At 28.9% G+C, this 24,640-nt stretch carries 25 protein-coding genes; 5 read left to right on the top strand and 20 right to left on the bottom strand.

Annotated elements, in window-relative coordinates; all coding sequences use genetic code 11:
- The first annotated feature begins 76 nt into the window (after positions 1–76).
- From KQI41_RS19400 to KQI41_RS11930, 3 genes are all read left to right on the top strand, one after another.
- The gene (locus KQI41_RS19400) at positions 77–226 is read left to right on the top strand and encodes an IS3 family transposase (protein WP_154442176.1); all 150 of its coding nucleotides are present in this window, start codon (positions 77–79) and stop codon (positions 224–226) included.
- An 826-nt stretch (positions 227–1,052) separates the two neighbouring features.
- Complete coding sequence (locus KQI41_RS19310; protein WP_326828358.1) at positions 1,053–1,799, top strand: recombinase family protein; 747 nt, start codon at positions 1,053–1,055, stop codon at positions 1,797–1,799.
- A 20-nt stretch (positions 1,800–1,819) separates the two neighbouring features.
- Positions 1,820–2,266 carry a hypothetical protein gene (locus tag KQI41_RS11930; protein WP_154442180.1) on the top strand — a complete coding sequence of 149 codons (447 nt, stop codon included), beginning with the start codon at positions 1,820–1,822 and terminating at the stop codon, positions 2,264–2,266.
- Positions 2,267–2,770: 504 nt separating this feature from the next.
- On the opposite strand, the gene KQI41_RS11935 is transcribed toward KQI41_RS11930, so the two are convergent.
- The 12 genes from KQI41_RS11935 to gpr all read right to left on the bottom strand — a co-directional run bounded on the left by KQI41_RS11935 (position 2,771) and on the right by gpr (position 15,414).
- On the bottom strand, positions 2,771–3,514 hold the full coding sequence (locus tag KQI41_RS11935) for an RsmE family RNA methyltransferase (protein ID WP_154442182.1): 744 nt from the start codon (positions 3,512–3,514) through the stop codon (positions 2,771–2,773).
- A gap of 8 nt (positions 3,515–3,522) precedes the next feature.
- Positions 3,523–4,455 (bottom strand): 50S ribosomal protein L11 methyltransferase, encoded by a 933-nt coding sequence (prmA, locus tag KQI41_RS11940; RefSeq protein ID WP_154442184.1) that lies wholly within the window; start codon positions 4,453–4,455, stop codon positions 3,523–3,525.
- 92 nt (positions 4,456–4,547) lie between these two features.
- Positions 4,548–5,666, bottom strand: a complete 1,119-nt coding sequence (gene dnaJ / locus KQI41_RS11945; RefSeq protein ID WP_326828357.1) for a molecular chaperone DnaJ — start codon at positions 5,664–5,666, stop codon at positions 4,548–4,550.
- An 84-nt stretch (positions 5,667–5,750) separates the two neighbouring features.
- Positions 5,751–7,559, bottom strand: a complete 1,809-nt coding sequence (gene dnaK, locus KQI41_RS11950) for a molecular chaperone DnaK (RefSeq protein ID WP_154442186.1) — start codon at positions 7,557–7,559, stop codon at positions 5,751–5,753.
- A 23-nt stretch (positions 7,560–7,582) separates the two neighbouring features.
- Complete coding sequence (gene grpE, locus KQI41_RS11955; RefSeq protein WP_216585354.1) at positions 7,583–8,101, bottom strand: nucleotide exchange factor GrpE; 519 nt, start codon at positions 8,099–8,101, stop codon at positions 7,583–7,585.
- Positions 8,102–8,125: 24 nt separating this feature from the next.
- Positions 8,126–9,178 carry a heat-inducible transcriptional repressor HrcA gene (hrcA, locus tag KQI41_RS11960; RefSeq protein ID WP_216585355.1) on the bottom strand — a complete coding sequence of 351 codons (1,053 nt, stop codon included), beginning with the start codon at positions 9,176–9,178 and terminating at the stop codon, positions 8,126–8,128.
- Positions 9,179–9,308: 130 nt separating this feature from the next.
- Positions 9,309–10,445, bottom strand: coding sequence for a radical SAM family heme chaperone HemW (hemW, locus tag KQI41_RS11965; RefSeq protein WP_216585356.1), 1,137 nt, complete (start codon positions 10,443–10,445; stop codon positions 9,309–9,311).
- A gap of 48 nt (positions 10,446–10,493) precedes the next feature.
- Positions 10,494–12,305 carry a translation elongation factor 4 gene (lepA, locus tag KQI41_RS11970; RefSeq protein WP_216585357.1) on the bottom strand — a complete coding sequence of 604 codons (1,812 nt, stop codon included), beginning with the start codon at positions 12,303–12,305 and terminating at the stop codon, positions 10,494–10,496.
- A 69-nt stretch (positions 12,306–12,374) separates the two neighbouring features.
- Positions 12,375–12,644 carry a hypothetical protein gene (locus KQI41_RS11975; protein ID WP_216585358.1) on the bottom strand — a complete coding sequence of 90 codons (270 nt, stop codon included), beginning with the start codon at positions 12,642–12,644 and terminating at the stop codon, positions 12,375–12,377.
- Positions 12,645–12,690: 46 nt separating this feature from the next.
- Positions 12,691–13,236: a signal peptidase I gene (lepB, locus tag KQI41_RS11980; RefSeq protein WP_216585359.1), complete on the bottom strand. Its 546-nt coding sequence runs from the start codon at positions 13,234–13,236 to the stop codon at positions 12,691–12,693.
- A 63-nt stretch (positions 13,237–13,299) separates the two neighbouring features.
- Positions 13,300–14,367: a stage II sporulation protein P gene (spoIIP, locus tag KQI41_RS11985; RefSeq protein WP_216585360.1), complete on the bottom strand. Its 1,068-nt coding sequence runs from the start codon at positions 14,365–14,367 to the stop codon at positions 13,300–13,302.
- A 72-nt stretch (positions 14,368–14,439) separates the two neighbouring features.
- Positions 14,440–15,414 (bottom strand): GPR endopeptidase, encoded by a 975-nt coding sequence (gene gpr / locus KQI41_RS11990; RefSeq protein WP_216585361.1) that lies wholly within the window; start codon positions 15,412–15,414, stop codon positions 14,440–14,442.
- Positions 15,415–15,544: 130 nt separating this feature from the next.
- Between gpr and rpsT the strand changes: the two genes are divergently transcribed.
- Positions 15,545–15,808: a 30S ribosomal protein S20 gene (rpsT, locus tag KQI41_RS11995; protein ID WP_154442204.1), complete on the top strand. Its 264-nt coding sequence runs from the start codon at positions 15,545–15,547 to the stop codon at positions 15,806–15,808.
- A 37-nt stretch (positions 15,809–15,845) separates the two neighbouring features.
- Here the strand turns inward: rpsT and holA are convergent, their stop codons facing one another.
- Both holA and KQI41_RS12005 read right to left on the bottom strand, forming a co-directional pair.
- Positions 15,846–16,877, bottom strand: coding sequence for a DNA polymerase III subunit delta (holA, locus tag KQI41_RS12000; RefSeq protein ID WP_216585362.1), 1,032 nt, complete (start codon positions 16,875–16,877; stop codon positions 15,846–15,848).
- A complete protein-coding gene (locus KQI41_RS12005) occupies positions 16,867–19,299 on the bottom strand; it encodes a DNA internalization-related competence protein ComEC/Rec2 (RefSeq protein WP_216585363.1) in 2,433 nt (810 codons plus the stop codon). Before KQI41_RS12005 ends, holA begins: the two co-directional genes overlap by 11 nt.
- A gap of 208 nt (positions 19,300–19,507) precedes the next feature.
- On the opposite strand from KQI41_RS12005, the gene KQI41_RS12010 reads away from it, so the two are divergent.
- Positions 19,508–20,704 (top strand): alanyl-tRNA editing protein, encoded by a 1,197-nt coding sequence (locus KQI41_RS12010; RefSeq protein ID WP_154442210.1) that lies wholly within the window; start codon positions 19,508–19,510, stop codon positions 20,702–20,704.
- A gap of 139 nt (positions 20,705–20,843) precedes the next feature.
- On the opposite strand, the gene KQI41_RS12015 is transcribed toward KQI41_RS12010, so the two are convergent.
- From KQI41_RS12015 to KQI41_RS12040, 6 genes are all read right to left on the bottom strand, one after another.
- A complete protein-coding gene (locus KQI41_RS12015; RefSeq protein WP_216585364.1) occupies positions 20,844–21,905 on the bottom strand; it encodes an ATP-binding protein in 1,062 nt (353 codons plus the stop codon).
- Positions 21,906–22,287: 382 nt separating this feature from the next.
- Positions 22,288–22,503: a LexA family protein gene (locus tag KQI41_RS12020; RefSeq protein WP_216585365.1), complete on the bottom strand. Its 216-nt coding sequence runs from the start codon at positions 22,501–22,503 to the stop codon at positions 22,288–22,290.
- Positions 22,504–22,763: 260 nt separating this feature from the next.
- Positions 22,764–23,447: an N-acetylmuramoyl-L-alanine amidase family protein gene (locus KQI41_RS12025; protein WP_216585366.1), complete on the bottom strand. Its 684-nt coding sequence runs from the start codon at positions 23,445–23,447 to the stop codon at positions 22,764–22,766.
- Positions 23,448–23,461: 14 nt separating this feature from the next.
- Positions 23,462–23,695 carry a phage holin family protein gene (locus tag KQI41_RS12030; RefSeq protein ID WP_216585367.1) on the bottom strand — a complete coding sequence of 78 codons (234 nt, stop codon included), beginning with the start codon at positions 23,693–23,695 and terminating at the stop codon, positions 23,462–23,464.
- A 15-nt stretch (positions 23,696–23,710) separates the two neighbouring features.
- The gene (locus tag KQI41_RS12035; RefSeq protein WP_216585368.1) at positions 23,711–23,944 is read right to left on the bottom strand and encodes a hemolysin XhlA family protein; all 234 of its coding nucleotides are present in this window, start codon (positions 23,942–23,944) and stop codon (positions 23,711–23,713) included.
- A 61-nt stretch (positions 23,945–24,005) separates the two neighbouring features.
- A complete protein-coding gene (locus KQI41_RS12040; protein ID WP_216585369.1) occupies positions 24,006–24,404 on the bottom strand; it encodes a hypothetical protein in 399 nt (132 codons plus the stop codon).
- Positions 24,405–24,640 lie beyond the last annotated feature (236 nt).

Raw genomic sequence — 24,640 nt, forward strand, 5'->3', positions numbered from 1 at the left:
GTTAATCGTAAGAAAATAAAAACAGAACATACAAAAGAGAATATTTTATCAAGAGATTTTACCACTAAGACTCCTAATGAGATATGGAAAAAAGTTTAAAACACTTGAAGAATTCAGAGACAAAATAGTTGAATATATTAAATCTTACAATGAAAAAAGATTTCAAAAAAAACTAAGATGCATGGCTCCTTTAGAATATCGAAACCATGCATCCACATGTGTATAATATTTAAATTAAATTATTTGTCTACTTGACATTAGTCAGTTCATTTTACTTTAGAGCCTTATCATATTTATAAAATATTGTTATCACCCTTTCTAATATAGCAGACTTTAGAATTAGTCACTTATGATAAGTCCTCATCTTCTATCCCACTAGGTTTTCGGTAATAAGTTTTCTCATATTCATTGAATACATTAATGACTGTTTTATATAATTCTACTACTGATACAATTGCATTAGCATATAGTTAATGCCCCTTTATATTAAGTATATAGAGAGTATGTTTATGTTGGTTTACAACATCTCAAATTTTATTATTTTTTTATTTTAAGATAATTAAAGCATTCTATAAAAAAGTTAACTAAAGAATAGAACAAAATAAAACTTCCAACAATACTGATTAACGCTAATAACCTAAACATAATTAAATCTAGCCAATAAGGAGGATTACCAAACAAATCAAAAAATGGTGAAATACCTCCATCTAACAATTGAAAACTACGACAAAATATTAATATTAAGGAACAAAGAGACATCTTGAAAAACATATTAATCCTTTCCAAAACATATATACCCCCTTTTCAATTATATCTAATTTTCTATTGACAATCTATTATGACATACTTCAAATTATTCCCTATCTCATATACGCTAGTTTAAAACTTAACCCAATTATACCATAACAAATATATACCAACAAATAAAAAACCTAGATTTTACTCCATGGTCTTAAGGATTATTTATATTCTATTGTTACTTTTCCGTCTTTATATCCTAATTCTTCTAAGAAAGAAAGGAACTTATTAATTATGCTAAGTACGTTTTAGGGATTGATGACTTTGAAGTATTTTCTGACGCAGGTTACTCCGGAAAAAATATGGACAGGCCAGCCTTTCAAGATATGATGAACCGTATTAGGCAAGGCGAATTTACTCATCTTATCGTCTGGAAAATAGATAGAATATCAAGAAATTTATTAGATTTTGCTAAAATGTATGAAGAATTAAAGAAAAATAATGTGGCATTTATATCTAAAAATGAACAATTTGATACATCTTCAGCTATGGGAGAAGCTATGCTTAAAATAATACTTGTTTTTGCTGAACTTGAAAGAAAGCTTACAGGTGAGCGTGTATATTCTATTATGCTATCTAGAGCTGAAAAAGGACTGTGGAATGGTGCAACTGTACCTTTAGGATATAAATGGTCAGACGAGATTAAGTTTCCCGTTATAGATGAAAATGAGGCTTCCACAGTAAAATATATTTATAATCTATACGAAAATAACCAATCAACTCCCAAGACAGCTCGTCAATTAAACCTAGAAGAAGTAAAAACCAAACGTGGAGGCAAATGGACAGCTAAAACCGTTGGCGATATACTTAGAAATCCTTTCTACATAGGAACCTATCGTTATAATGTAAAAACTAGTCCTAACAGAAGATGGAAAGATGAAAAGGAATGGGTAGTAATCGAAAATAATCATCCAGGTATTATTTCTTCTGAACAATTTAAAAAAGTAAACAAAATGTTAACTAATAACTATAGAGGGGTCAGTATCAGAGATCAAATATAAACACTCATATCCTCTCTGGAATGGTTTATTGTGGGAATTGTGATACTGCTTGTCATGCTGGACTTGATAGTCCTAGAAAAGACGGATATAGACCTTCTAGATATACATGTTCAACAAGACAGTTCAATGAGGAACAATGTACTAATTTTATAAGTGATATAACTCTACTACCTTTCATACTAAATTATATTTCTAACTTTATAAAACTCCAAAATTCAATAGTCAAGAAGCACTCATTAAAAGATATTGAAAAAATATTACTCAAAGGAAAATCTTTTATCGACGTTGCTGGAATTGATAGAGAAGGACTTGTACAAACTTACTCTATATTTGTATATGGGTTTGAGAATCAGAAATATGACAAACCAGAAGTTGTCAATGAATCTACTACAAACTTAGAACTGGAAAATCTCAAAAAAGAAAAACAAAAATATGAAAAAGCTATGGAAAGATTAGAAAGCTATTAGATACTGTCTCCATAGATTTAATAAAAGACTTTGTTCAAACTGTAATAGAAAAAGTAGTTGTAAATGACAAGAAGGTCATGTCAATAACCTTTGTAAATGGTATTGTTCATAAATTTGCTTACAAAGAAATTGCTCAACAAAAAATCAGGACCAGAGAAAAGTTTTTATATTTGTCATTTGAACCTATGTTATTAGAATACCTAGAGGAACATCAATCTATTACCCGGAAAGATGTGGAAAAACTAACAGGCTTGAGAGATCTGGTGCCCATTCTATTTTGCAAGAATTTATGGATAGAGGGATCATAGAAAGAAAAGGTGAATCTATATCGATTAGATGTTTTTTAAAGGAATAAATAGGACCACTTTTAATACAAAGTGGTCTTTTGTTTACTAAATTTATTTTTATTGTACTGGTGTCTTTGCAAGGATTACAAAAGAATTAAAAATAGCCATATTTAGGTTTACTTCCTCACACGTAGTGTATAAAAAGCTACTTTGTTCATTAAACCACTCCTAAGTCTCCAAGTTCATAAAGTGTTATTGTTGCTGATACAATTCCAGCTGTTTCTGTTCTAAGTATGCGAGGCCCTAAGGTTACTATTTTTGCTCCTATTTCCTTTAATCTTTGTATTTCATCAGGTTCAAATCCACCTTCAGGACCTATTATTAAATGTATATCATTTCCTTCCATACTTTTTAATGCTTTTCTTATGGTTTCTTGTTTTTCATCTTCATAGGGTACAAGTATATTTTCTTTGTCCTTTAATAAAAGAATCATTTCATCAAATGTAAGAATTTCTTTTACTATTGGAAGAATGTCTCTCTTGCTCTGTTTCGCTGCTTCATCTGCTATGGTATTCCATCGTTCTACTTTAGATTGCTCTTTTTTAATATCTTTTATTTTTACTACTGATCTATGACTTGCCAATGGATAAAATTCCTTTACTCCTATTTCTGTACATTTTTGTATGATTAAATCCATTTTACTCCCTTTGGCCAATCCTTGATATAATGTAATATTTATATTTGATTCGTTAGAACCTTGATTTTTATCTATTATCTTTGAAATTACTTTACTTTTATCCATATACTCTATTTCACAAATATAAGTCATGCCCTCTGAGGCAATCTCAATTTTTTCACTTGCTTTTATTCTTAAAACATCTTTTATATGCTTTATATCGGTCCCTATTATTTCTATAGTATCGTTTTGTATCTGTTCCTTTTCAACGAAAAATCTGTGCATATTCTCACCTAATTATTAGTAGCTATAATACAAGCCCAACTATTTTGTTTCTTAATTTCTAGAATTTTAAATCCATTTTCTATTAATGCCTTTTCTACTAAATCAATTTTTTCTATAATAATACCTGATGTAATAAATATTCCACTATCTTTTAGATATGCTTTTAGATCCTTTGTCATTTTTGCAATTATTTCTGCTATTATATTGGATACTATTATATTAGCCTTACCTTCGACTACATCTAGTAAATTACCATTTTTAATTTCTACAATATCACTTACATTATTTAACTGTATATTTTCATTAGATACTTTTACACATACTTCATCTAAGTCCACCCCTACTACTTTTTTCGCTCCAAGTTTTGCTGCCACTATACTAAGTATGCCACTACCACAGCCAATATCATATACTGTATCGCCTTGTTTTACATACTCTTCTAAAGCTTCAGTACACATAATAGTAGTTTCATGGGTTCCTGTACCAAAAGCCATGCCTGGGTCTAATTCTATTAATATATCATCTTCTTCCAATGTGCATTCTTCCCAAGAAGGTTTAATTAATATTTTCTTTCCTATTCTAAGAGGTTTATAATATTTTTTCCATGAATCTGCAAAGTCCTCATCATTTATAACTGCTATATTGATTTCATTTGACCCTAAGGCTATGGTAGAATTGGCTTTCATTCTAATTTTTATTTCTTCTATTATTTCTTCTACATTTTCTTCTTCTGAAAAATAAGCTTTAATAGATATTTCGTCTGATTCTATATTTATTAAATCAGGGTCTACAAAATCCCAATTTTCCTTATACTTAGATAGTTCAAGAATATCTCTTGGATCTTCTATAGCAAGTCCCGTAGCTCCTGCATCATATAAAATGCTTGATACTAAGTCCTCTAATTCGGCAGTAGTTTTTATTTTAACTTCCGTCCAATTCATAAACACACATCCTTTTTAGTTTAAAATAATTATAACCTAAGCATAATATAAAAGTCACTATGATTTTAAAAACAATCACTGTATAGTGATTGTTAATTAAAGGCATCTTTAACCTTGCCAAAAAATCCTTTTTTATGTTCTTTAATATCTTCTCCAGTTTCTTTCGCAAAATCCCTTAATAATTCTTTTTGCTTCTCTGATAATTTAGTAGGCACTGCTACTTCTACAGTAAAAAATAAATCTCCTCTTCCATGTCCTCTAAGATATGGAACTCCCATACCTTTAAGTCTATATTCAGTTCCTGTCTGTGTTCCTTCTGGAATAGTATAATTTGTTATCCCTTCTAAAGTCGGTACTTGTATTTCTGCTCCCAATGCTGCTTCTGTAAATGTAATAGGTATAGTTAGATATATATTATTTCCAGTACGTTTAAATATTGGGTCTTCAGCTACATTTATATAAATATATAAATCTCCGCTAGGTCCGCCTTTATCTCCAGATTCACCTTCTCCTCTCATGGATATAATAGACTCATTATCCACACCTGCAGGAATTTTAACTTTAATCTTTTTAGTCTTCATTTCTTTGCCTGAACCATTACAACTATTACATTTTTCTTTAATGATTTCACCTGTTCCATTACAAGTATCACAAGTAGAAGTCCTTACAAATTGTCCAAGAGGAGTTTGCTGAGCATATCTTACTTCTCCTCTACCATTACAGGTCCTACAAGTTTCCTTTGATGTTCCTGGTTTGGCTCCCGTCCCGCTACAAGAACTGCAATTTTCTGTTCTTCTAATTTGTATTTCTTTTTCTGTGCCAAATATGGATTCCTTAAACTCTAGATTTAAATCATACCTTAAATCATTACCCCTAGTTGGTCCATTTCGTCTTGAACCCCTACTAAATCCACCACCAAACATATCAAATATATCTTCAAAAATATCACCAAATCCTCCAAAGCCTTCACCATATCCACCTGCTTGAGGATCTACTCCTGCGTGTCCAAATCTATCATATCTAGATTTTTTCTCTGGATCACTTAATATTTCATAAGCCTGATTCGCTTCTTTAAATTTTGCTTCAGCTTCTTCATTATTTGGATTTAAATCAGGATGATATTTCTTTGCTAAAGTTCTATAGGCCCTCTTTATCTCATCTTCTGATGCATCTTTACCTATACCCAAGATTTCATAGTAATCCCTCATCATTTCACCAACCTTTAAATTTCCTCATACAATTATATCAAATATATGAGCTAAATCAAATGATTTAGCTCATATATTTTTCTTTTTTTATTCTTCATCTACTACTTCGTAGTCTGCATCTACTACATCATCATTTGCTTCTTGACTGCCTTCTTGGTTATTAGCATTTTCATACATTTTTTGAGATATAGAATAAAATGCTTCAGTTAATTCTTCAGTTTTTTGCTTAATTTCATCATAGTCGTCTCCCTCTAACGCTTTCTTTAACTCTTCTAGCTTGGATTCAACTTGTGCTTTTTCATCTGCCCCAATTTTGTCTTCTACTTCTTTTAAAGTCTTTTCAGTTTGATAAACTAGATTATCTCCATTATTTCTTATTTCGATAGTTTCTTTTCTCTTTTTATCTTCTTCTGCAAATCTCTCTGCTTCTTTTACTTTTCTTTCTATTTCATCATCTGAAAGCTTAGTAGAAGCAGTTATGGTTATTCTCTGTTCTTTTCCTGTTCCTAAGTCTTTTGCACTTACATTTACAATACCATTGGCATCTATATCAAAAGTTACTTCTATTTGCGGAACTCCTCTTTGTGCTGGAGGTAATCCTGTTAATTGGAATCTTCCCAATGTAGTATTGTCTGCAGACATTTGACGTTCACCTTGTAGAACATGAATATCTACTGATGTTTGGTTATCTGCTGCTGTAGTAAATATTTGACTCTTTTTAGTTGGTATAGTTGTATTTCTTTCAATCAATCTAGTAGTTACTCCACCTAAAGTCTCAATACCTAAAGAAAGTGGTGTAACGTCTAATAAAAGTATATCCTTAACTTCTCCAGCAAGAACCCCACCTTGTATTGCTGCGCCTAATGCAACACATTCATCTGGGTTAATATCTTTTTGAGGTTCTCTTCCGATTAACTTCTTAACTGCATCTTGAACAGCTGGAATTCTAGTTGAACCACCAACTAAAAGCACTTTTTCTATATCAGAAGCTTGTAAACCAGCATCTTTTAATGCTTCTCTAACTGGCTCCAATGTTTTATCAACTAAGCTAGAAGTCAATTCATTGAATTTCGCTCTTGTAATATCCATATTTAAATGTAATGGACCTGATTGAGTAGCAGTAATAAATGGAAGATTGATATTTGTTGACATAGTTGAAGACAATTCTTTTTTAGCCTTTTCCGCAGCTTCTTTCAGTCTTTGTAAACTCATTTTATCTTGTTTTAAATCTATTCCATTTTCTTTTTTAAATTGTTCAGCTATATAGTTTACTACGGCTTCATCAAAGTCGTCTCCCCCTAGATTATTGTTTCCGCGAGTAGCTAATACTTCAAATACTCCATCTCCAAGTTCTAGTATAGATACGTCAAAAGTACCTCCACCTAAGTCGAATACCATAATCTTATGCTGTCCTTCTTCTTTATCCATTCCATAAGCAAGAGCTGCTGCTGTTGGTTCATTTATAATCCTTTTTACTTCTAATCCTGCTATTTTTCCAGCATCTTTTGTTGCTTGTCTTTGACTATCTGTGAAATACGCTGGCACTGTAATTACTGCCTCAGTAACAGTTTCACCTAAATAGCTTTCTACATCTGCCTTGATTTTTTGTAAAATCATAGCTGATATTTCTTCTGGTGAATAGTCTTTACTATCTATATTTACTTTATGGTCTGAACCCATTTTTCTTTTTATTGAAGCTACTGTTCTATCTGGATTTGTTATGGCTTGCCTTTTTGCTGTTTCACCAACAAGTCTTTCTCCATCCTTTGTAAATGCTACTATAGATGGTGTTGTTCTATTTCCTTCTATATTAGCTATTATAGTAGGCTCTCCACCCTCCATTACTGCAACACATGAGTTTGTAGTACCTAAGTCAATTCCAATTATTTTTCCCATATATAACTCCTCCTAAATAAATGTTATTTTGCAACTTTAACCATTGATGGTCTAATAACTTTGTCTTTTAATATATACCCTGTCTGTAACACTTCAGATATTTTTCCTTCATCATATTCTGTATTTTCTTCCATAAGTATTGCATGATGGAAATTAGGATTGAAATCTTCTCCTAAGGATTTTATTTCTTCAATTCCATTGTCATTAAGGGTTTTTATTAACTGTTGGTATATCATTTCTATACCTTTATAAAAACCGCTTTCCTTATCTTCTTCCGATTCCATTGCTCTTTGAAAATTATCTATTATAGGCAATAAATCGCATACAAAAGATTCTAAAGCATAAGCAATTGTACTTTCCTTATCTTTTTCAGCTCTTTTTCTAAAATTAATAAAATCAGCTTGAAGTCTTAATAATTTATTGTTTAGCTCTTCTACTTGTTTTGATTCCTCAGTTTCTTCCAAATCTTCATTAGAACTATCAGAAATAACTTCTTCTGTTAACTCCTCATCTTCTTTAGGGTTTTCATTTTCTTTTTTCATTACATCACCTCTTAAATATTATAGTTATCTTGAGATATGTTTGCCCATGAGCATATCTATAATTTCTGTAATGTTTACAGAAAATAACTGCAATGTATTTATTAAATTCAAGTAATCCATTCTTGTAGGGCCTATAATACCTATTTTTCCTATGGTTTTATCCCCTAGTTTATAGGTTGTTGTAATTAAGCTACAATCTTTTATAGATTCATGAATATTTTCATTTCCAATTATTATTTCCATATCTTGAGATATAGAGTTATTTAATAAAAGATCTACAACTAAATCTTTATCTTCTATAAAGGATATAAAAGATTTAGCTTTTTCTAAGTCCTTATACTCTGGAAAATTTAGTATTTTAGTTATACCATCTGAATATAAATCAACATTATCTATATCTTCCATAGATTGGTTTATAATAGGTATAATTTTATCTATAGTGGTCTTATATTCATATATTTCCTTCATTATACCCTCTGATAATTCCTCACCAATTTCTTCTATTGATAAACCTTTTAGTTTGTGAGTTAAATAATTAGATATTATATTAATCTGTTCTTCTGGTATCTCCTGATTCAATCTAAAAATAGAATTTTTAACTGTTCCAGTATTGCTTATTAAAACCATCAATACCTGTTTTTCATCAATTGGTATTAACTGAATATGTTTTATTTTAGATCCTTTCATGTTTGGAGATAGTGCAAGGGCTGTATAGCTGGTTATAGCAGATAATACTTTTGCAGAGTTTTGTAATAGCTGCTCTATTTCTCTTGATTCACTAATTAAGATTTTTTTAATCTTGCCCTTCTTTTCTAAATCTATTTTATAATTTTGATTTTTTAAGATTTCATTTACATATAATCTATATGCCTTATCTGACGGAACTCTTCCTGACGAAGAATGAGGTTTGTTTAGATATCCTAATTCTTCTAAATCAGACATTTCATTTCTTATGGTAGCAGAGCTTACTCCTAAATCATATTGTTTAGTTATTGTTCGTGAACCTATAGGTTCTGCACTCATTATATAAGAATTTATAATGGCATAAAGAACTTTAAGCTTTCTATTATCTAGCATACTCTATCACCTCAGTATTTTAAATACTAGACTTGTTATTAGCACTCTATGTTATTGAGTGCTAATGCTTACGATTTAAAGTTACCACTACTAATAAATTTTGTCAATAGTTTTTGATAAAAATGTTAAATTATTTTAGAAAATCTACTTCTACTAAGTTGGATAAATCTAACCCTTTCTTTGTTAATTTAACAAAGCCTTTTTCATTTACTATTAATCCATTATTTATATGCTTATTTATTATATCCTCATATCGATTTTCTATTTCTTCGTCAAATCTTCTCTTAAATTCTAGTTTATTTATTCCTTTTATTTTTCTTAGTCCTAATATACAAAATTCCTCTATTTCTGTTTCCAAATTAATTATTTCTTCTCCATCTATTGGCAAATCCTTTTCCTTTAACTTTTTTATATAATTATTTATATTAGATACGTTAAAAAACCTTTTATTTTCCATATAAGAATGACTACTTAATCCTAATCCTAAATACGGTTCTAAGTCCCAATAGACTAAATTATGTTTACATTCATATCCTGCCAAACTATAGTTGGAAATTTCATAGTGATTATATCCATAATTAATAAGATATTCTGTAACCTTATGATACATTTCTCTTTCAATATCCTCATTAGGAAGTGTTATACTTCCTTTCCTATATAAATTATACAGCTTTGTATTTTCTTCTAATATAAGTCCATAATAAGATATGTGTTTTACTCCAATTTGAATTATCTTATCTAGTGAATCTATTACATTTTCAATAGTTTGGTTAGGCAGTCCAAAGATTAAATCTACATTGATATTTTCTATATTTGCTCCCTTTAGCAATTCATAACTTCTATAAAAATCTTCCGAGGTATGAATTCTTCCTATGGATTTTAATAAATTATTATCTAGAGTTTGTACTCCCATACTGACTCTATTGATTCCGGCTTCTTTGTATAACCTTACTTTTTCTTTATCTATGGTTCCTGGATTTGCTTCTATAGTTATTTCTGTTAAACCAGTAGTATTGAAATTTTCATATATAAACTTAAGGAGTTTATATATATATTTTCCATCTATAGATGATGGAGTTCCACCGCCTATAAATATGGTTTTTATAGTATAATCTTTTAGTTTTTCCTTATACAGTTCCATTTCAATTAGGAGACTACCTATATAATCATGAATTCTATGATTTTCATGGGAAAATGACGTAAAATCACAATAATAACATTTGCTTATACAGAATGGTATATGAATATATAAAGAGATTTCTTTCATTTTTTCCTCCTAAAATTAATTTAGGAACGGTAGAAACCGTTCCATAGATTATTTTTCATCATATTTTAGAACAGTTAAAAATGCTTCCTGAGGAACTTCAACTGAACCAATTTGTCTCATACGCTTTTTACCTTCTTTTTGTTTCTCTAGTAATTTCTTCTTCCTCGATATATCTCCACCATAACATTTAGCAAGTACATCTTTTCTAAGGGCCCTTATGGTCTCTCTTGCTATTATTTTTGAACCTATGGTAGCTTGAATAGGTACTGCAAACTGATGCCTTGGTATAACATCTACTAATCTTTCTGCTATATTTCTTCCTCTTTCATATGCCTTTTCCTCATGAACTATTAAGGAGAAGGCATCTACTAATTCTCCATTAATAAGAATATCCATTTTCACAAGTTTCGATTGCTGGTATCCTTTTAAATCATAATCTAAAGAAGCATATCCTCTAGTCTTTGATTTAAGTGCATCAAAGAAATCGTAGATTACCTCGTTTAAAGGTAGTTCATAATGAAGTACAACCCTTTTTTCTTCTAAATACTCCATATTTAAGAAAGTTCCTCTTTTGTTTTGACAAAGCTCCATTATTGCACCTACATAGTCTGTAGGAGTCATTATATTAGCTGTTACAATAGGTTCTTCCATATATTCTATTTCTGTCAATGGAGGAAGATTAGATGGATTTTGTATTTCCACAACTTCTCCTGTAGTTTTTGTTATTTTGTATATAACTGAAGGTGCAGTAGTTATTATGTTTAAGTCGAATTCTCTTTCCAATCTTTCCTGAATTATTTCCATGTGTAAGAGCCCTAAGAAGCCACATCTAAAGCCAAATCCTAAAGCAACAGATGTTTCAGGTTCAAAATCCAATGCTGCATCATTTACCTGTAGTTTTTCAAGAGCTTCTCTAACTGTGTTAAAATCTTCTCCCTCTGCAGGATATATTCCACAATAAACCATTGGTATAACTTTCTTATAACCTGGCAGAGGCTCATTAGTTGGATTGTCTGCACCTGTTATAGTATCTCCTACTGTAGCATCCTTTACATTTTTTATACTTGCCGTTACAAAACCTACATCTCCTGGTTCTAGTTTATCTAAAGTTATATGTCTTGATGTATTTACACCTACTTCTACTACTTCATAGGATTTTCCTGTTGACATCATTTTTATTTCCATACCAGGCTTTATAGTACCTTCATATACTCTTATATAACAAATAACACCCTTATAACTATCATAATAGGAGTCAAATATAAGTGCCTTTAATGGTGCATTGACATCTCCCTTTGGTGCAGGTACATATTTTACTATGCTCTCTAATACATCTTCAATGTTTAGTCCTTCTTTTGCAGATATAAGTGGTGCTTCTTCACAATCTATCCCTATAATATCTTCTACTTCTTTTTTTACTTCCTCTGGTCTTGCACTTGGCAAGTCTATTTTATTTACGACTGGTAAAATTTCCAAGTCTTGATCTAGTGCTAAATATACATTAGCTAAAGTTTGAGCTTCAATTCCTTGAGTAGCGTCCACTACTAGTACAGCACCTTCACAAGCAGCTAAAGACCTTGAGACTTCATAGGTAAAGTCCACATGGCCAGGGGTATCTATTAGATTTAGTATATATTCTTCTCCATCTTTAGCATTATAAACTAGTCTTACTGCTTTTAACTTTATGGTTATACCTCTTTCCCTTTCTAGGTCCATATTGTCTAAAACTTGGCTTTGCATTTCTCTTGAAGTCAGCATTCCAGTTTTTTCTATTAATCTATCTGCCAAAGTAGATTTTCCATGGTCTATATGGGCAATAATCGAAAAATTTCTTATATTTTGTTGTTTCCTTTTTTCCATACTTTTCCTCCTTATGAAGTTTCAAGATAACTCTAAACAATTATAGCAAATATTCTCTATTATGTAAAACTAAAAGACCAGAAACTGGTCTTTTAGTAAATTTATTAAATAATTAAAATCAATTGTATAAGATTTCCCAAAGAAATCTAAAGTTTTTGTTTCTACAGAGAATCTAAAGATATTGGGATTTTCTAGACAATTAAGTTCTACAATATTTTGGTTTACTATTTCTATTCCCAATACTAAAAATATAAGTAAAATCAATATATATATTCTTTTTACTCTTTCTATACGCCTTTGTTTTTTATATCTTTTATTTCTCTCTAATCTCGTTTCCATATTATCACCAAGATTAGATTATCCATTTTTTGTATATATTATACTATTATTTTATCTTGCCAAATCTGCTATCAACAGGAAAATATCTAAATCCTGTTATACCTTTAATACTTTTAATAGATATACATCCAAAATAACGGCTATCTTTAGAAGCTCCTTCGTCTCTGTTATCTCCTAGTACAAATACTGACCCCTCCGGCACTTCCCAAATGCTTTCTTCATATATATGGGTATAGGCTTCACTACTTATATAGTTTTCCTCTAACATAGTTTCATTTACATATACCTTACCATCTTTTATCTCAACTATATCTCCTGCTATACCTATTACTCTTTTTATATAATCTTTATCTGGTGCATCTGGAGCCTTTAACACGATTACATCGCCCCTTGATGGCCCATGAAAATATAATGAAACTTTATTTGCAAATAGTCTGTCCTTTTCGTGTAATGTAGGGTACATGGAGTTACCCAATACATAAGTAGTATTAAAAACAAAAGTTTTAATTAATAAAGCAATAATAACTGCAGTGACAATACTTTTTATCCATTCTATAGTTTCGTTTTTTACTTCTTTATTATTTTCTTCCATATTGTATAACCTCCTGATTTCCAATAAAATATATTATATCAGACTTTGAAAATTTAGGAAAGTCTATTCTTCTACTATACTATTTAAAACTACAGAAAGAATATTTCCTATTAACTTAGCACCTTCAGTAGCTTCCTCCAAAGTATTAATATTATATCCTACTTCTATTAGAGCTGAATAATCTGATAGATATTGGTTATATTTGCCATATTTCTTTATTATTATACCTTTACATAAGCCTGGATATAAATTGTCTGATACTGCCTTAACGTATTTTGCGAAACTAAGAACTTGTTCTTTATTTTCAGAATCTGGTCCTACTACTAAAGAAAATGTTGCTACAGACTTACCATCTATTTCAATTCTAGATTTTTCTCTCACACTTTCTATATTAGCAATCTTATCTACATCAATACCATCTCTGTGTACATCTAATAATATTTTCAAATTATCAGATTCAGCTTTTTTATTCACAATAGTTTTTAAACTTCTAGAATAAGATTGATTATAAGATGGAAGGTCATGGGATGTTTCTACATGATCTACTTTATGACCATTGGCTTCTAAAACAGTAGATATTATACTTCCCACTCCTACTATATTATTCTTTTTATCTGTACTTCTATAATTACCTGCCTTGGCTAAACTATAGCTTTCAGTAGCATGAGTATGATAAATTAAAATATATGGCTTTTCCTTATTAACTTTAACCTTATTTATCATTAAAGGCTCTGGAATATTTTCTACCATATGAATACCTGATGAATCCTTAACTATTATTAAGGATTCGTATTCATCTAAATTTTCTATAATCGTATCATGAGAAGTATCATGTTCTTCATTTACATCTTCTCCTATTTCTTCAGACTCTAAAGGGATAATTCCTGTTTCTAAAGAATCCTTATGTTTATTTAATCTATTTCCCATTGAAAATAAAGAATTCATCGCCTTTTTTACTGATTCAAAGGACATATTGGACATATTAATTATATTAGATAGTTTGAATTTCTCTTGACTTAAATTATTAGGCTCCTTTGATGAATATAATCCAAGGATTATAGCACCAAGATTCAGAACTATCAAGCATGTCAATGCCAAAATAATATAATCTAACTTATTTGTTCTTCTCATATCAACACTCCCTAATATACTTTCAATACAAGCATTATATTCTTAAAGGGAGTCAAATATTCTAAATCTTATTTACCTAATATATCTGTTTACATCTTTTAAGTCTATACCTGGATGCAATGCCATATTTAAACCATTGGCAACTATTATGGACAAATCATCAACTACAGCGTCTATGTCAGTAGGGGTTACTATGACATTTTTCATATAAGGATTTAATACTTCTTGAATTAAAGAATATTTTTCTTCTGATGATATTTGAGACAATAAATCATAAAAGTCGGAACCTACTTCTGCCTCTTTCTTTAAAGACTCTATTATTAAATCTAGAGTATCATTTACAATAGTAGCTGCATCTACCACTGTTGGTATTCCTATGGCAATAACTGGTACTCCCAAGGTCCTTTCATTCAGCTCCATTCTATTATTTCCAACACCCGCTCCTGGATTTATACCTGTATCAGAAAGTTGGATTGTAGTAGAAACCCTATCCATCTTTCTTGATGCTAGTGCATCTATGGCTATTACTAAATCGGGTCTTACTTTTTCAACTACTCCTTTTATTATCTCTCCAGTTTCTATTCCTGTTATGCCCATTACTCCAGGGGACAAAGCTGCCACATTAGCTACAGTTTCATCTATTTCTTTGTTATAATTAACAAAAAATTGTCTAGTGACTAAAACTCTTTCTACTACTTTTGGTCCCAAGGCATCAGGAGTAATATTCCAATTTCCTAATCCTACAATTAAGATCTTTGTATCCTCTTTAGTTTTTGCTATTCCCTTTATCTCCTTTGCTAATGCCTGTGAAATCTCATCTTTTAAATCTTCATCTGTTTTATTTAGCTTTGGTACATCTAATGTTATATAAGTTCCTACGGGTTTTTTTATATTTAAGCTGCCTTCTTTATTTAAAACCTTTATTCTTGTAACTGTATAGGAATCATTTTCCTCTTTTTCTATACTAATTCCTTCTTCTTGACTTTTTTCTTCTTGTTTATATAATTCTCTATTTTCCACTGCTAAATCAGTTCTAATCTGGAACAATTCAATTCTCCTCTCTAATATTCTTTTTTATCCTATTTTATATTTTTGTCCATTATAATGCTAAATATCCTTGCAATTTATACTTCTTCGTGATAAAATATTTTTTGTTAGATATGAGGAGGTGAAACTATTGGCAAATATTAAATCTGCTAAGAAAAGAATTCTTATTACGGAAAAAAGAACAGCTATGAATAAGTCTAAAAAATCTGAAATTAAAACATATATTAAGAAATTTGATACAGCTATTGATAATGGAAATTTTGATGAGGCAAAAACATTACTTAAAGCCATTGATAAAAAATTAAAGAGAGCTGCTCATAAGGACATTATTCATATGAATAGTGCATCTAGAAAAGTTAGTCGCTTAACGAAGAAATTAAATAATGCAATGTAGATAAAACTTCGGTGAGCCGAAGTTTTTTCATTTGTATCTACATTTTATAAGATAAGTTAACAATAAGCATTTCAATGGCTAGTTTTTCATCATGAGAGCTAGTCTTTTGTTTTATGTCCAACTCTAGTATATAACTTAAAGCTTTATTTAACTGTTCTTCAGTAAAATTACTGGATTCCCTTCCTATTTTTTTTAACTCAAAGGCTTTAATCCCTAATTTTTCTCCAATCTCCCCATCCACATATCCTTTTTCTCTATATAGCTTATAACCTAAAGTTAGCCTTACTTGTCTAATAATCATTGACAAGATTTTTTGAACAGGTTCACCTGATATATACATTTCATTAAATATTTTTAAGGATTCTTCGCTGTTTTTCTTACTTATATTTCCTAGCAGATTAAATATATTTGTGTCTAAAGTTTGAGTTAGAACAGTATCAATAGCATCTCTATTTATTTCATCACCAGATGTATAATCAACTACTTTCATTAGTTCATTTTCTAAATCATAAAGTGTCTTTGTGCTATTATAATCACTATAACTGGATTGCTGAATGAAATAACTTACATTTGAAGTAGATATTTTTTTGTTATTCTTTTTAAATCTATCCTCTATCCATGTATTTAATTCTTTACCTTTTAAGCTATTAAATTCAACTACTCCACCTAATTTGTTGATTGTCTTATATAGTTTCGTAGTTCTTTTAAAATTATTAGATCTATCCATTATTATTAGACAAAGGTAGGAATCTAAGTTTTCAACATAGGAGCTTAATACTTTATCCAATCCATTTAAGTCATTTTCCATAATCTCACTAATATCCTTTATGACTACTAATTTCTTTTCTGACATAAATGGTAGTGTTTCACAAGCATTTAATATATCATCAAAGGTTTTTTCTTTTCTGTCTATAATTACATAGTTCAAAGTTTCAAAGGATTTATCAATATATTTATCCTTTAAGGATTCTACTGCTTCTTTCATTAGATATTCTTCACTTCCACTAAAGAAATACACAGGAAGAATATTTTCTTTCTTTATACAATTCATAAATTCATTATAATTCATTGGTTTTTAGCTCTCCTTCTAAATATAAATAAAATTTTATTAAAATATAAGATAATAAATAATATATTATATAAAAAATAATATAAAAGAAATTCGTATTTAAAAAATCTATTGAATCTGGTTTTTCTTTTATAAAGGATTCTATTTTTATATCACCTTTATTTAAAACTACCTTAATTCTTCCCATGGTATCAGTTCTATATATTTCAGTTCCATAACTTATATATCGTTCTAATACTTCATTTCTTGGATGACCATAGAGGTTGTTTCTCCCCACAGAAATAATAGCTGTAGAAGGCTGTATTACTTCTAAAAATTCATCTGTTGAAGAAGTATTGCTTCCATGATGTGGAACTTTTATTATATCTATATTATCTTCTATTTTAGAAAATAATTCCAATTCCACTTCCTTTTCTATATCACCAGTAAAAAGTATGTTTTTATTATAATTAGAAAGTATAAATACCAAGGATTTATTATTTTCAGTAAATCCATTTCTAATTATGCTTTCATTAGGACTTAAAACCTTTATATATGTATTATTGTCTAAATAAATCAAATCATTTTCTTTTAGTATTTTTATTGGAATATTTTTATTTTTTATTTCATCATATGTTTTATTTCCATGATTTTCATAAGATAAAAGAATATTTTTTATTTTGATATTTTCCATTAGTAATGGTAAGGATTTACAATGATCTTCATCAAAATGTGTTATAAAAACTCCCTTAATCTTATTTACCCCTATTTTCTCTAAATATGGTAAAGTAATATTCTTTCCTATATCAAAAGAATCCATTATATTACCACCTGTATCCACTAAATAATTATCCCTATTAGTTTGAATAAGAATTCCATCTCCCTGCCCCACATCTATGAAATGGATGTTTACGGATTTATCATTTAACAGTATTATAAAATTAAATACTAGAAAAAATACTAAATAATATATAATAATCCTCTGTAAATTAAAACTTATTTTATTTACCTTAATCACCTTAAATAAAATAAGTATAAAAATATAATATAAAATAAATTCTCCTATACTTGGTGAATGATACTTTATTATTCCAAAAGGAAATTTATAAAGTATATCTATTAATCTAAATTGTATGGATAAAATTAAGTTCAGTATTTTTCCTAAGAATGGAATAAAAATATCTAGTGAATAAGATAGCCCCACCATAACGGCTCCTATAATTAAAGAAAATGATAATATAGGTGCAATAATTAGGTTTGCCAATATACCCATAATGGATATTTTGTTGAAATAATAAGCTTGTACTGGAAATAATCCTATTTGTACTGCTAATAGTCCTGATAATGTATAGGTCAGCTTATTTTTATATAAATAAAATATATGTTTAATTTTAGGTGTAAAATAGATTATAGAAAAACTTGCTAAGAAAGACAACTGAAATCCAAGGTTAAATATCCACATCGGATTTATAATAAGTAAAATAAGCATAGCAAAAAACAAGCTGTTAATTGAATCATATGGTTCAGCCATTGCTTGGCCAATAAATATTATACTAAACATTATATTTGCTCTAAGTAAAGATGGGGGAAAGCCTATAAGGTATCCATAAAACCAAATAATTATAAGAGTCATGAATATATTTATTTTTCTTTTTATACCTAAGTGAGAAAATATATAGACTAAAAAACTAGATATGATTCCTATATGTAATCCTGACACTGCCAATATATGTGCTAGTCCTAAATCTCTATATTTTGATATATTCTTTTCATCTAAATAATTATATTCTCCAAGGACTATACTTTTCATTAAGGAACTATTTTCCTCACTTAAATTACTGTTAAATAGGTTTTCTATTCTTTCCTTGAATTTAAGTTTCATCTTATACTTTAGTGGTATATCATTTCTTTCTATTTCTAATATAGAATAATCATTAATATTTATTGTTGTGTATAGCTTATTTGATAATAAGCTTCTCTTATAGTTAAATAGCATAGGATTAGTGTTTTCCAAAGGTACATTTATTTTCCCTTTAAATATTAACTTATCTCCCAATGAAACCTGTTTATCTCCTCTTATTTTTAATACTGTTTTTTCTTTTATATTAAAATTTCCTACTCTATTAATTTCGACTATATATTTTCCTTCTCCCTCTTCTTTCCAAACAACATCATCTACTATTCCCCTTAGTAAAAATTCTTCTCCTTCTTTTGATATTAAAAAGCTATTATTTAAATTATATTTAGCCAAAATTATTCCAAATGTAAATAATATTAATAGGAGAAATATGTTGTTGGACTTATCTTTTGAAAAATTTATTATATATAAAATTAAAATAAAGAAAAGGAATATAAGTATTGTTATAAGTCTTATTTCAATGTAATAAGAGAATACTATCCCCAATATAAATGGAATTGTTATAAACACAAAAGGTCTTTTCATAAAAGCCTCCAGCTTATTTTTTTCTATGTATTCTATTTAAACTCCAAATCATAAGCATTACTCCTAAAAGCACTAACATACTACCATCTGGCATAATATCACTCCCATTCTTTTATATGATTATAACATAATTAGCCAATATTTTATTATGATTTTATTTTTTTTATGTTATTATATTATATATAATGTTGAAGGGAATGATTGTTAATTGACTTATAAACTTTATTTAGATAATCCTTATTTAAGAGAAATAGACGCTAGAATAGTTGATAAAATCTATAAAGATGGCAAATATTATATAAAACTTAATAGAACTATTTTTTATCCTCACCTTTCTGGTGGACAGCCAAAGGATAAAGGAACCATAAATGGTGTTGATGTAGTGGATGTATATGAAGATAATTTAGATATAATCCATGTAACTAAGGATAATATTCATAGTGATAAAGTCATACTTACTATAGATTGGGAAAATAGGTTAGATAATATGCAGCAACATACTGGTCAACACCTTTTGTCTGCTGCTTTTTATAAATTATATAATGGTGAAACTGTAGGATTTCATATAGGGCAAGATTATGTATATATAGATGTTACTTTACCAGAATTAACAGATTATGAGACAGAAAAAATTGAGATTTATACCAATAGAGTAATAGCTTCAAATTTTGAAATTAAATCTTACTATATAGAAAAAACTGATATAGAAAAAATTCCAGTAAGAAAGCAACCTGTTGTAAATTCTAATATTCGTATTGTTGAAATCGATAATATAGATTTTTCCCCCTGTGCTGGTACTCATTTAAGGAGTACTGGAGAAATAGGAATTATAAAAATAAGAAAATGGGAAAAATATAAGGGAAATATCAGAATTGAATTTGTATGTGGTAACAGAGCCTTATATGATTATAGATGGAAAAATAAAATGATAAATGATATTGGACTATTTTTATCTTCTAAAGATTTAGATGTATTGGAAAAAGTAAAGATATTATATGCCCAAAAAGAAGACCTTGAAAAAACTAATAAATCCTTACGTGAAGATATTTGTATTTATAAAGGTGAAGATTTGTTGAGACATTCATTTAAAATCAATAATACTTCTTTCATTTCTAAAATATTTGATAATATGGACCTTAAAGAAATAAGCCTTATATCCAATTACTTAAGCAATTCTAATACACTTATTCAACTTTATGGTTCTATTTATGAAGAAAAAGGACAATTCCTAATAAATATACCTAAAGAATTTGACATAAACCTTAAAAATATATTGAAAGATGTATCTGAAGAATTCAACATCAAAGGTGGAGGAAGCCCTCAAACAATTCAAGGTGGTTGTTCTCTTGAAGATTTAGAGAATTTACTTAATAGCTTTTTTGTTAAAATTAAAGAATGTATATAGTAAAAGTATCTATCTATATATTTAAAATTTTAGGGTAGCTTTTGTTGAAACTCATTGATATATAGTTCTAAAGTAAATAAAGATAAAAGTAGCACTTTACTATTGGTTATAATAAAAGGTGGCATTTTGCCACCTTTTATTATATATAGGTCAATATTTCATTATATATTTCTTCTCTAATTCTATTTATACAGCTAAAATCAACAGATGGCTTATAGGCCTTTTCTAGTATAAAATGGTTTTCCTTAGCACCGTTTAAATCTATTGTTCCTTTTTCTACTAGTAAATTAAACATATTCATATCTTCTTTGTTTATATTGTTACTGTCTAGATATTTGTTTAAATCTATTATTGTATTTCCTTTAGTTTTTCCATGTTTATTAGATGTTATTATGGTATCTAACTCTTTAATATATAAGCTTTCGATTTTCTCTGGTATTAAAGCATTATAATATATTTCTACTTCATAATTTCTAATTCTGCTTTCCACCAATAGTCTATCTAATAACATAGACCTGCCTGTTCCTATTTCTCCATTGATATAGTATATATCTGTTATCCATTCTAATATGGTATCTGTATAATCTACAAATCCTTCTGGTGTATAGGCAGTAGAGAACAAACGTCTCTCTTTAAATCCATTTGAATTTATTTCTATAGGCTCCTTACTAAATACTCTATCTATTAAATTTATAGTCTCATTATTTAACCCTTTTATATCTATCATTCTTTTATTATCATCTACTATACCCTCATGAATAATCTTTGCAGCTTTAAAATAATTGAATGCTCTTTTATAGGCTATTTTATTATTTTTCTTAGCCTCCACTATATCATCCTTTTTTTTCAATATTTTACTCTTATCTATGAATTGTGCTAAATCTATTATCTTATCTGTTATTCCGGGATATTTAGGGTCTATGCTGTGTGGATCTGTTCCGTCTAATAAGCATATCTTTAATTCATCTATGACTATGGCATCAATTGAACTTGGGTCTGACGGACAATGATGATATTCAATACTATATCCTTTTTCAATCATTCTTTCTGCCATATCTTTCATTAAAGATGATTTTCCTCCACCTGGCATACCTTTAAATATATATAATTGGTTTCTATCTTCAGATATTATATTATCATGAAAAGAGCAGAATCCGTTAGCCGTATTCCCTCCTGGAAAAATTCTTCTAATTTTAGACATAATATCACTCCCTATTTAGTTTTCCTGTATGTATATAATATATTCTCAAAAATATTTATTGTGATAGGGATAACCATATTTACAAAGCCAGATACTTCTACCTATAAGTGTATATTAGCCTAAAAACTGTTTTTTAGTCTTTCTTTACATAAATTATTTTGCCAAAGCTTCAGCAACAGTTGATTTTCCAGAAGCCATAACACTAGTAATTACATATATTACTTTCTTCATACCAACCCTCCACAATGTTTTTAAATTTAACTTTTAAATACTAATTTAGAATAATCATATATAACTTTCCTGTCTTTTACTACCCTATACTTTTGTTAAATATAGCAGGATAATTAGATCATTTTTCTATCTAAATAACGAAAGACCATAATTAATTTTCTGATTTAATAATTCTCAATGCCCTAGGAAAATTCTCTTTTCTTTCAATGAATCCTTTTAATTCTAAATTCTTTAAATATTTATGTACAGTAGAGCTTGATTTAAGTCCCATCATACTCCCTATTTCTCTAACACTAGGACCATAACCATTTTCCTTAATGTAGTTATCTACTATATTTAATACCTGTGATTCTCTTTCAGTTAACATATAAAATTCCCCCTTTACTAAATTATATCAGAACATCCGTTCCTCGTAAAGTGAGATTTGTCAATTTATGTAGAAAAATATAATAAATCCCTATATAAAAATAAACTTTTTTAATATAATTTATCACCTTTTATATAAGATTTAATTATATATTTCTACATTTATTTTAAACTACTTTAAAAAATAAAAAAACACCTCCAAGTAGATAATCTAATTTTGATTAATTAAACTGTCTACTTTGGAAGTATCATATCATTACTCTAGAGCCTACTATGCCTATATAATATTGTAATAAATCTTTCTAATGAAATAGGTTCTTTTGGATTAGTTCCATCAGTTAGACCTAATTTCATTGCCCACTCCATAGCATCTACAGCCCATGGGCTACAATCCAGTTCTTTAGTTTTTTCAATATATTTAATTCCTGAGTAATTGAAAATTCCTTTTGCTACTGCTAATGCTAATTCTTCTTGCTTATCTTTTAAGATTTTAGCATCATCAGCATTAGTAATAAAAGCTAACTCTACTAAGGCAGACGGCATATTACTTTGTCTTAGCACTGCAAAATTAGCTGTTTTTATTCCTCTGTCTAGTGTATAAACTTTACTTTGTAATATGCTGTCCTGAATACATTTTGCTAAAACAATACCTTTAGAACTATTAGGATAACTAAATGTTTCTACACCTTTACCGTTTATGTTTCCAGCAGCATTACAATGTATAGATATAAACATATCTACATTAGCTTTATTTGCTAAATTAGTACGTTCTGATAGTTCTAAGAATACATCTGTAGTCCTTGAATATAGCACTTCTATATTATGTCTTTTAAGTATTTCTCCTATTTTTAATGTTACTGATAATGCTATATCTTTTTCTTTAAGACTATTACCTAATGCTCCGGGATCTTTACCTCCATGTCCTGCATCTAAAAATACTTTCATTACAAAATCGCTCCTTATCTTTCTAATGTGTTTTTAGTTCCTGAGTATAGTCCTACTGCTGATAATCCCATGAATATACCTTGTACTAATCCAGTTTTCATGTCCCCATTTCCAAATAATCCTATGCCTATTCCTACTCCAAGTACTACTGATACTACAGGTATATATCTTTCATTTAAGCCTACTTTCTTAAACACCTCTAAAATACCTATTAATAAAGGTATTATTGCTATTCCTCCATATTCCATTATTAAATCCCCTTTCTATTTAAATAATATTTGTTGAACTGCATAAAAAAAGAAGCTTACAAAAGCTCCTGCGAATAGCCCTATAAACCACCTCATGGTGGTTGTAAGTCCTTGAATTGTCTCACAAAGATGTTTTATCTGTATTTTAAATTCAGCATTTTCTCTATCATTCTTATCTAATCTTTTATCTAGTTCTAATAATTTTTCATCATGTTCATTGATTTTCATCTCTATAACTTCATAATTCATATCACACCTCCAAAATTCCATAAAAAAAGAAAAAGCCACGAAATAACGTGGCTCTCTCTCATTATAATTCTATATTAGCTATATTCTTTCCGTCTTGAACTGCTTGGACATTAACTTTTTTGTCTTTATATTTTTCCTTTAACTTCTCAGCATATTTTTGAGCTATTTCTTTTCCTTTTTCTTCTGGAACTCCATCTTCAATACTTATTGCTCCTATTACCCAATCATCCTGAAAATAAATTTGCCCATCATAAACTTCTTCTTCCTTTACTAATTCATCAGTTAGATTCTCATCTCGTTTTTTATTAGGCTTCACTTTTCCCTGATTTTCATTATGTTGTACTTCCTCTTTATTTTCATTGTTTCCTACTTCCTCTTTGCTATTTAAGTTTGAACAAGAAATTAAAGATATGGATAATATAGAAATAACAATAATACTAATAAACTTTTTTAATTTCATATACATATTACCTCCCTGTAAGTAGTATATCTTAAGAAAAAGCCTGTTTCAACTTACTTAATATACCAGTATATGAATTAATATCCTAGATTTCTAGTTAATAAGAAAGGGAATAAAAAAAGCCTATCGTCTAGTCTATTGATCTTTCAGTTATTTAGTTTATATAAAATCTTATTGCTCAATAAGCTTTTCTACTTTTTCTATCCAAGTTGCTGGTACTTGCTCTAATGTTCTTA

Origin of the sequence: Tissierella pigra, from assembly GCF_018917845.1 — a bacterium.
GTDB lineage: Bacteria > Bacillota > Clostridia > Tissierellales > Tissierellaceae > Tissierella > Tissierella pigra.

Excerpts from the sequence above, each read along its gene's own strand:
- KQI41_RS12040 (WP_216585369.1), bottom strand. The coding sequence starts at position 24,404 with ATGAAATTAAAAAAGTTTATTAGTATTATTGTTATTTCTATATTATCC.
- lepA (WP_216585357.1), bottom strand. The coding sequence starts at position 12,305 with ATGGAAAAAAGGAAACAACAAAATATAAGAAATTTTTCGATTATTGCC.
- holA (WP_216585362.1), bottom strand. The coding sequence starts at position 16,877 with ATGAATTATAATGAATTTATGAATTGTATAAAGAAAGAAAATATTCTT.
- KQI41_RS12005 (WP_216585363.1), bottom strand. The coding sequence starts at position 19,299 with ATGAAAAGACCTTTTGTGTTTATAACAATTCCATTTATATTGGGGATA.
- dnaK (WP_154442186.1), bottom strand. The coding sequence starts at position 7,559 with ATGGGAAAAATAATTGGAATTGACTTAGGTACTACAAACTCATGTGTT.
- hrcA (WP_216585355.1), bottom strand. The coding sequence starts at position 9,178 with ATGCTAGATAATAGAAAGCTTAAAGTTCTTTATGCCATTATAAATTCT.
- KQI41_RS12030 (WP_216585367.1), bottom strand. The coding sequence starts at position 23,695 with ATGGAATATGGAGGAATAGCAATAATACCTTTATTAATAGGTATTTTA.
- KQI41_RS19400 (WP_154442176.1), top strand. The coding sequence starts at position 77 with ATGAGATATGGAAAAAAGTTTAAAACACTTGAAGAATTCAGAGACAAA.
- lepB (WP_216585359.1), bottom strand. The coding sequence starts at position 13,236 with ATGGAAGAAAATAATAAAGAAGTAAAAAACGAAACTATAGAATGGATA.
- KQI41_RS12035 (WP_216585368.1), bottom strand. The coding sequence starts at position 23,944 with ATGAATTATGAAGTTATAGAGATGAAAATCAATGAACATGATGAAAAA.
- KQI41_RS12015 (WP_216585364.1), bottom strand. The coding sequence starts at position 21,905 with ATGTCTAAAATTAGAAGAATTTTTCCAGGAGGGAATACGGCTAACGGA.
- spoIIP (WP_216585360.1), bottom strand. The coding sequence starts at position 14,367 with ATGAGAAGAACAAATAAGTTAGATTATATTATTTTGGCATTGACATGC.
- KQI41_RS12025 (WP_216585366.1), bottom strand. The coding sequence starts at position 23,447 with ATGAAAGTATTTTTAGATGCAGGACATGGAGGTAAAGATCCCGGAGCA.
- prmA (WP_154442184.1), bottom strand. The coding sequence starts at position 4,455 with ATGAATTGGACGGAAGTTAAAATAAAAACTACTGCCGAATTAGAGGAC.
- dnaJ (WP_326828357.1), bottom strand. The coding sequence starts at position 5,666 with ATGATGAGGGATTACTATGAAATCTTGGGTATAGGTAAAGATGCATCA.
- KQI41_RS11975 (WP_216585358.1), bottom strand. The coding sequence starts at position 12,644 with ATGGAAACGAGATTAGAGAGAAATAAAAGATATAAAAAACAAAGGCGT.
- hemW (WP_216585356.1), bottom strand. The coding sequence starts at position 10,445 with ATGAAAGAAATCTCTTTATATATTCATATACCATTCTGTATAAGCAAA.
- KQI41_RS11935 (WP_154442182.1), bottom strand. The coding sequence starts at position 3,514 with ATGCACAGATTTTTCGTTGAAAAGGAACAGATACAAAACGATACTATA.
- grpE (WP_216585354.1), bottom strand. The coding sequence starts at position 8,101 with ATGAAAAAAGAAAATGAAAACCCTAAAGAAGATGAGGAGTTAACAGAA.
- KQI41_RS11930 (WP_154442180.1), top strand. The coding sequence starts at position 1,820 with ATGGTTTATTGTGGGAATTGTGATACTGCTTGTCATGCTGGACTTGAT.
- KQI41_RS12020 (WP_216585365.1), bottom strand. The coding sequence starts at position 22,503 with ATGTTAACTGAAAGAGAATCACAGGTATTAAATATAGTAGATAACTAC.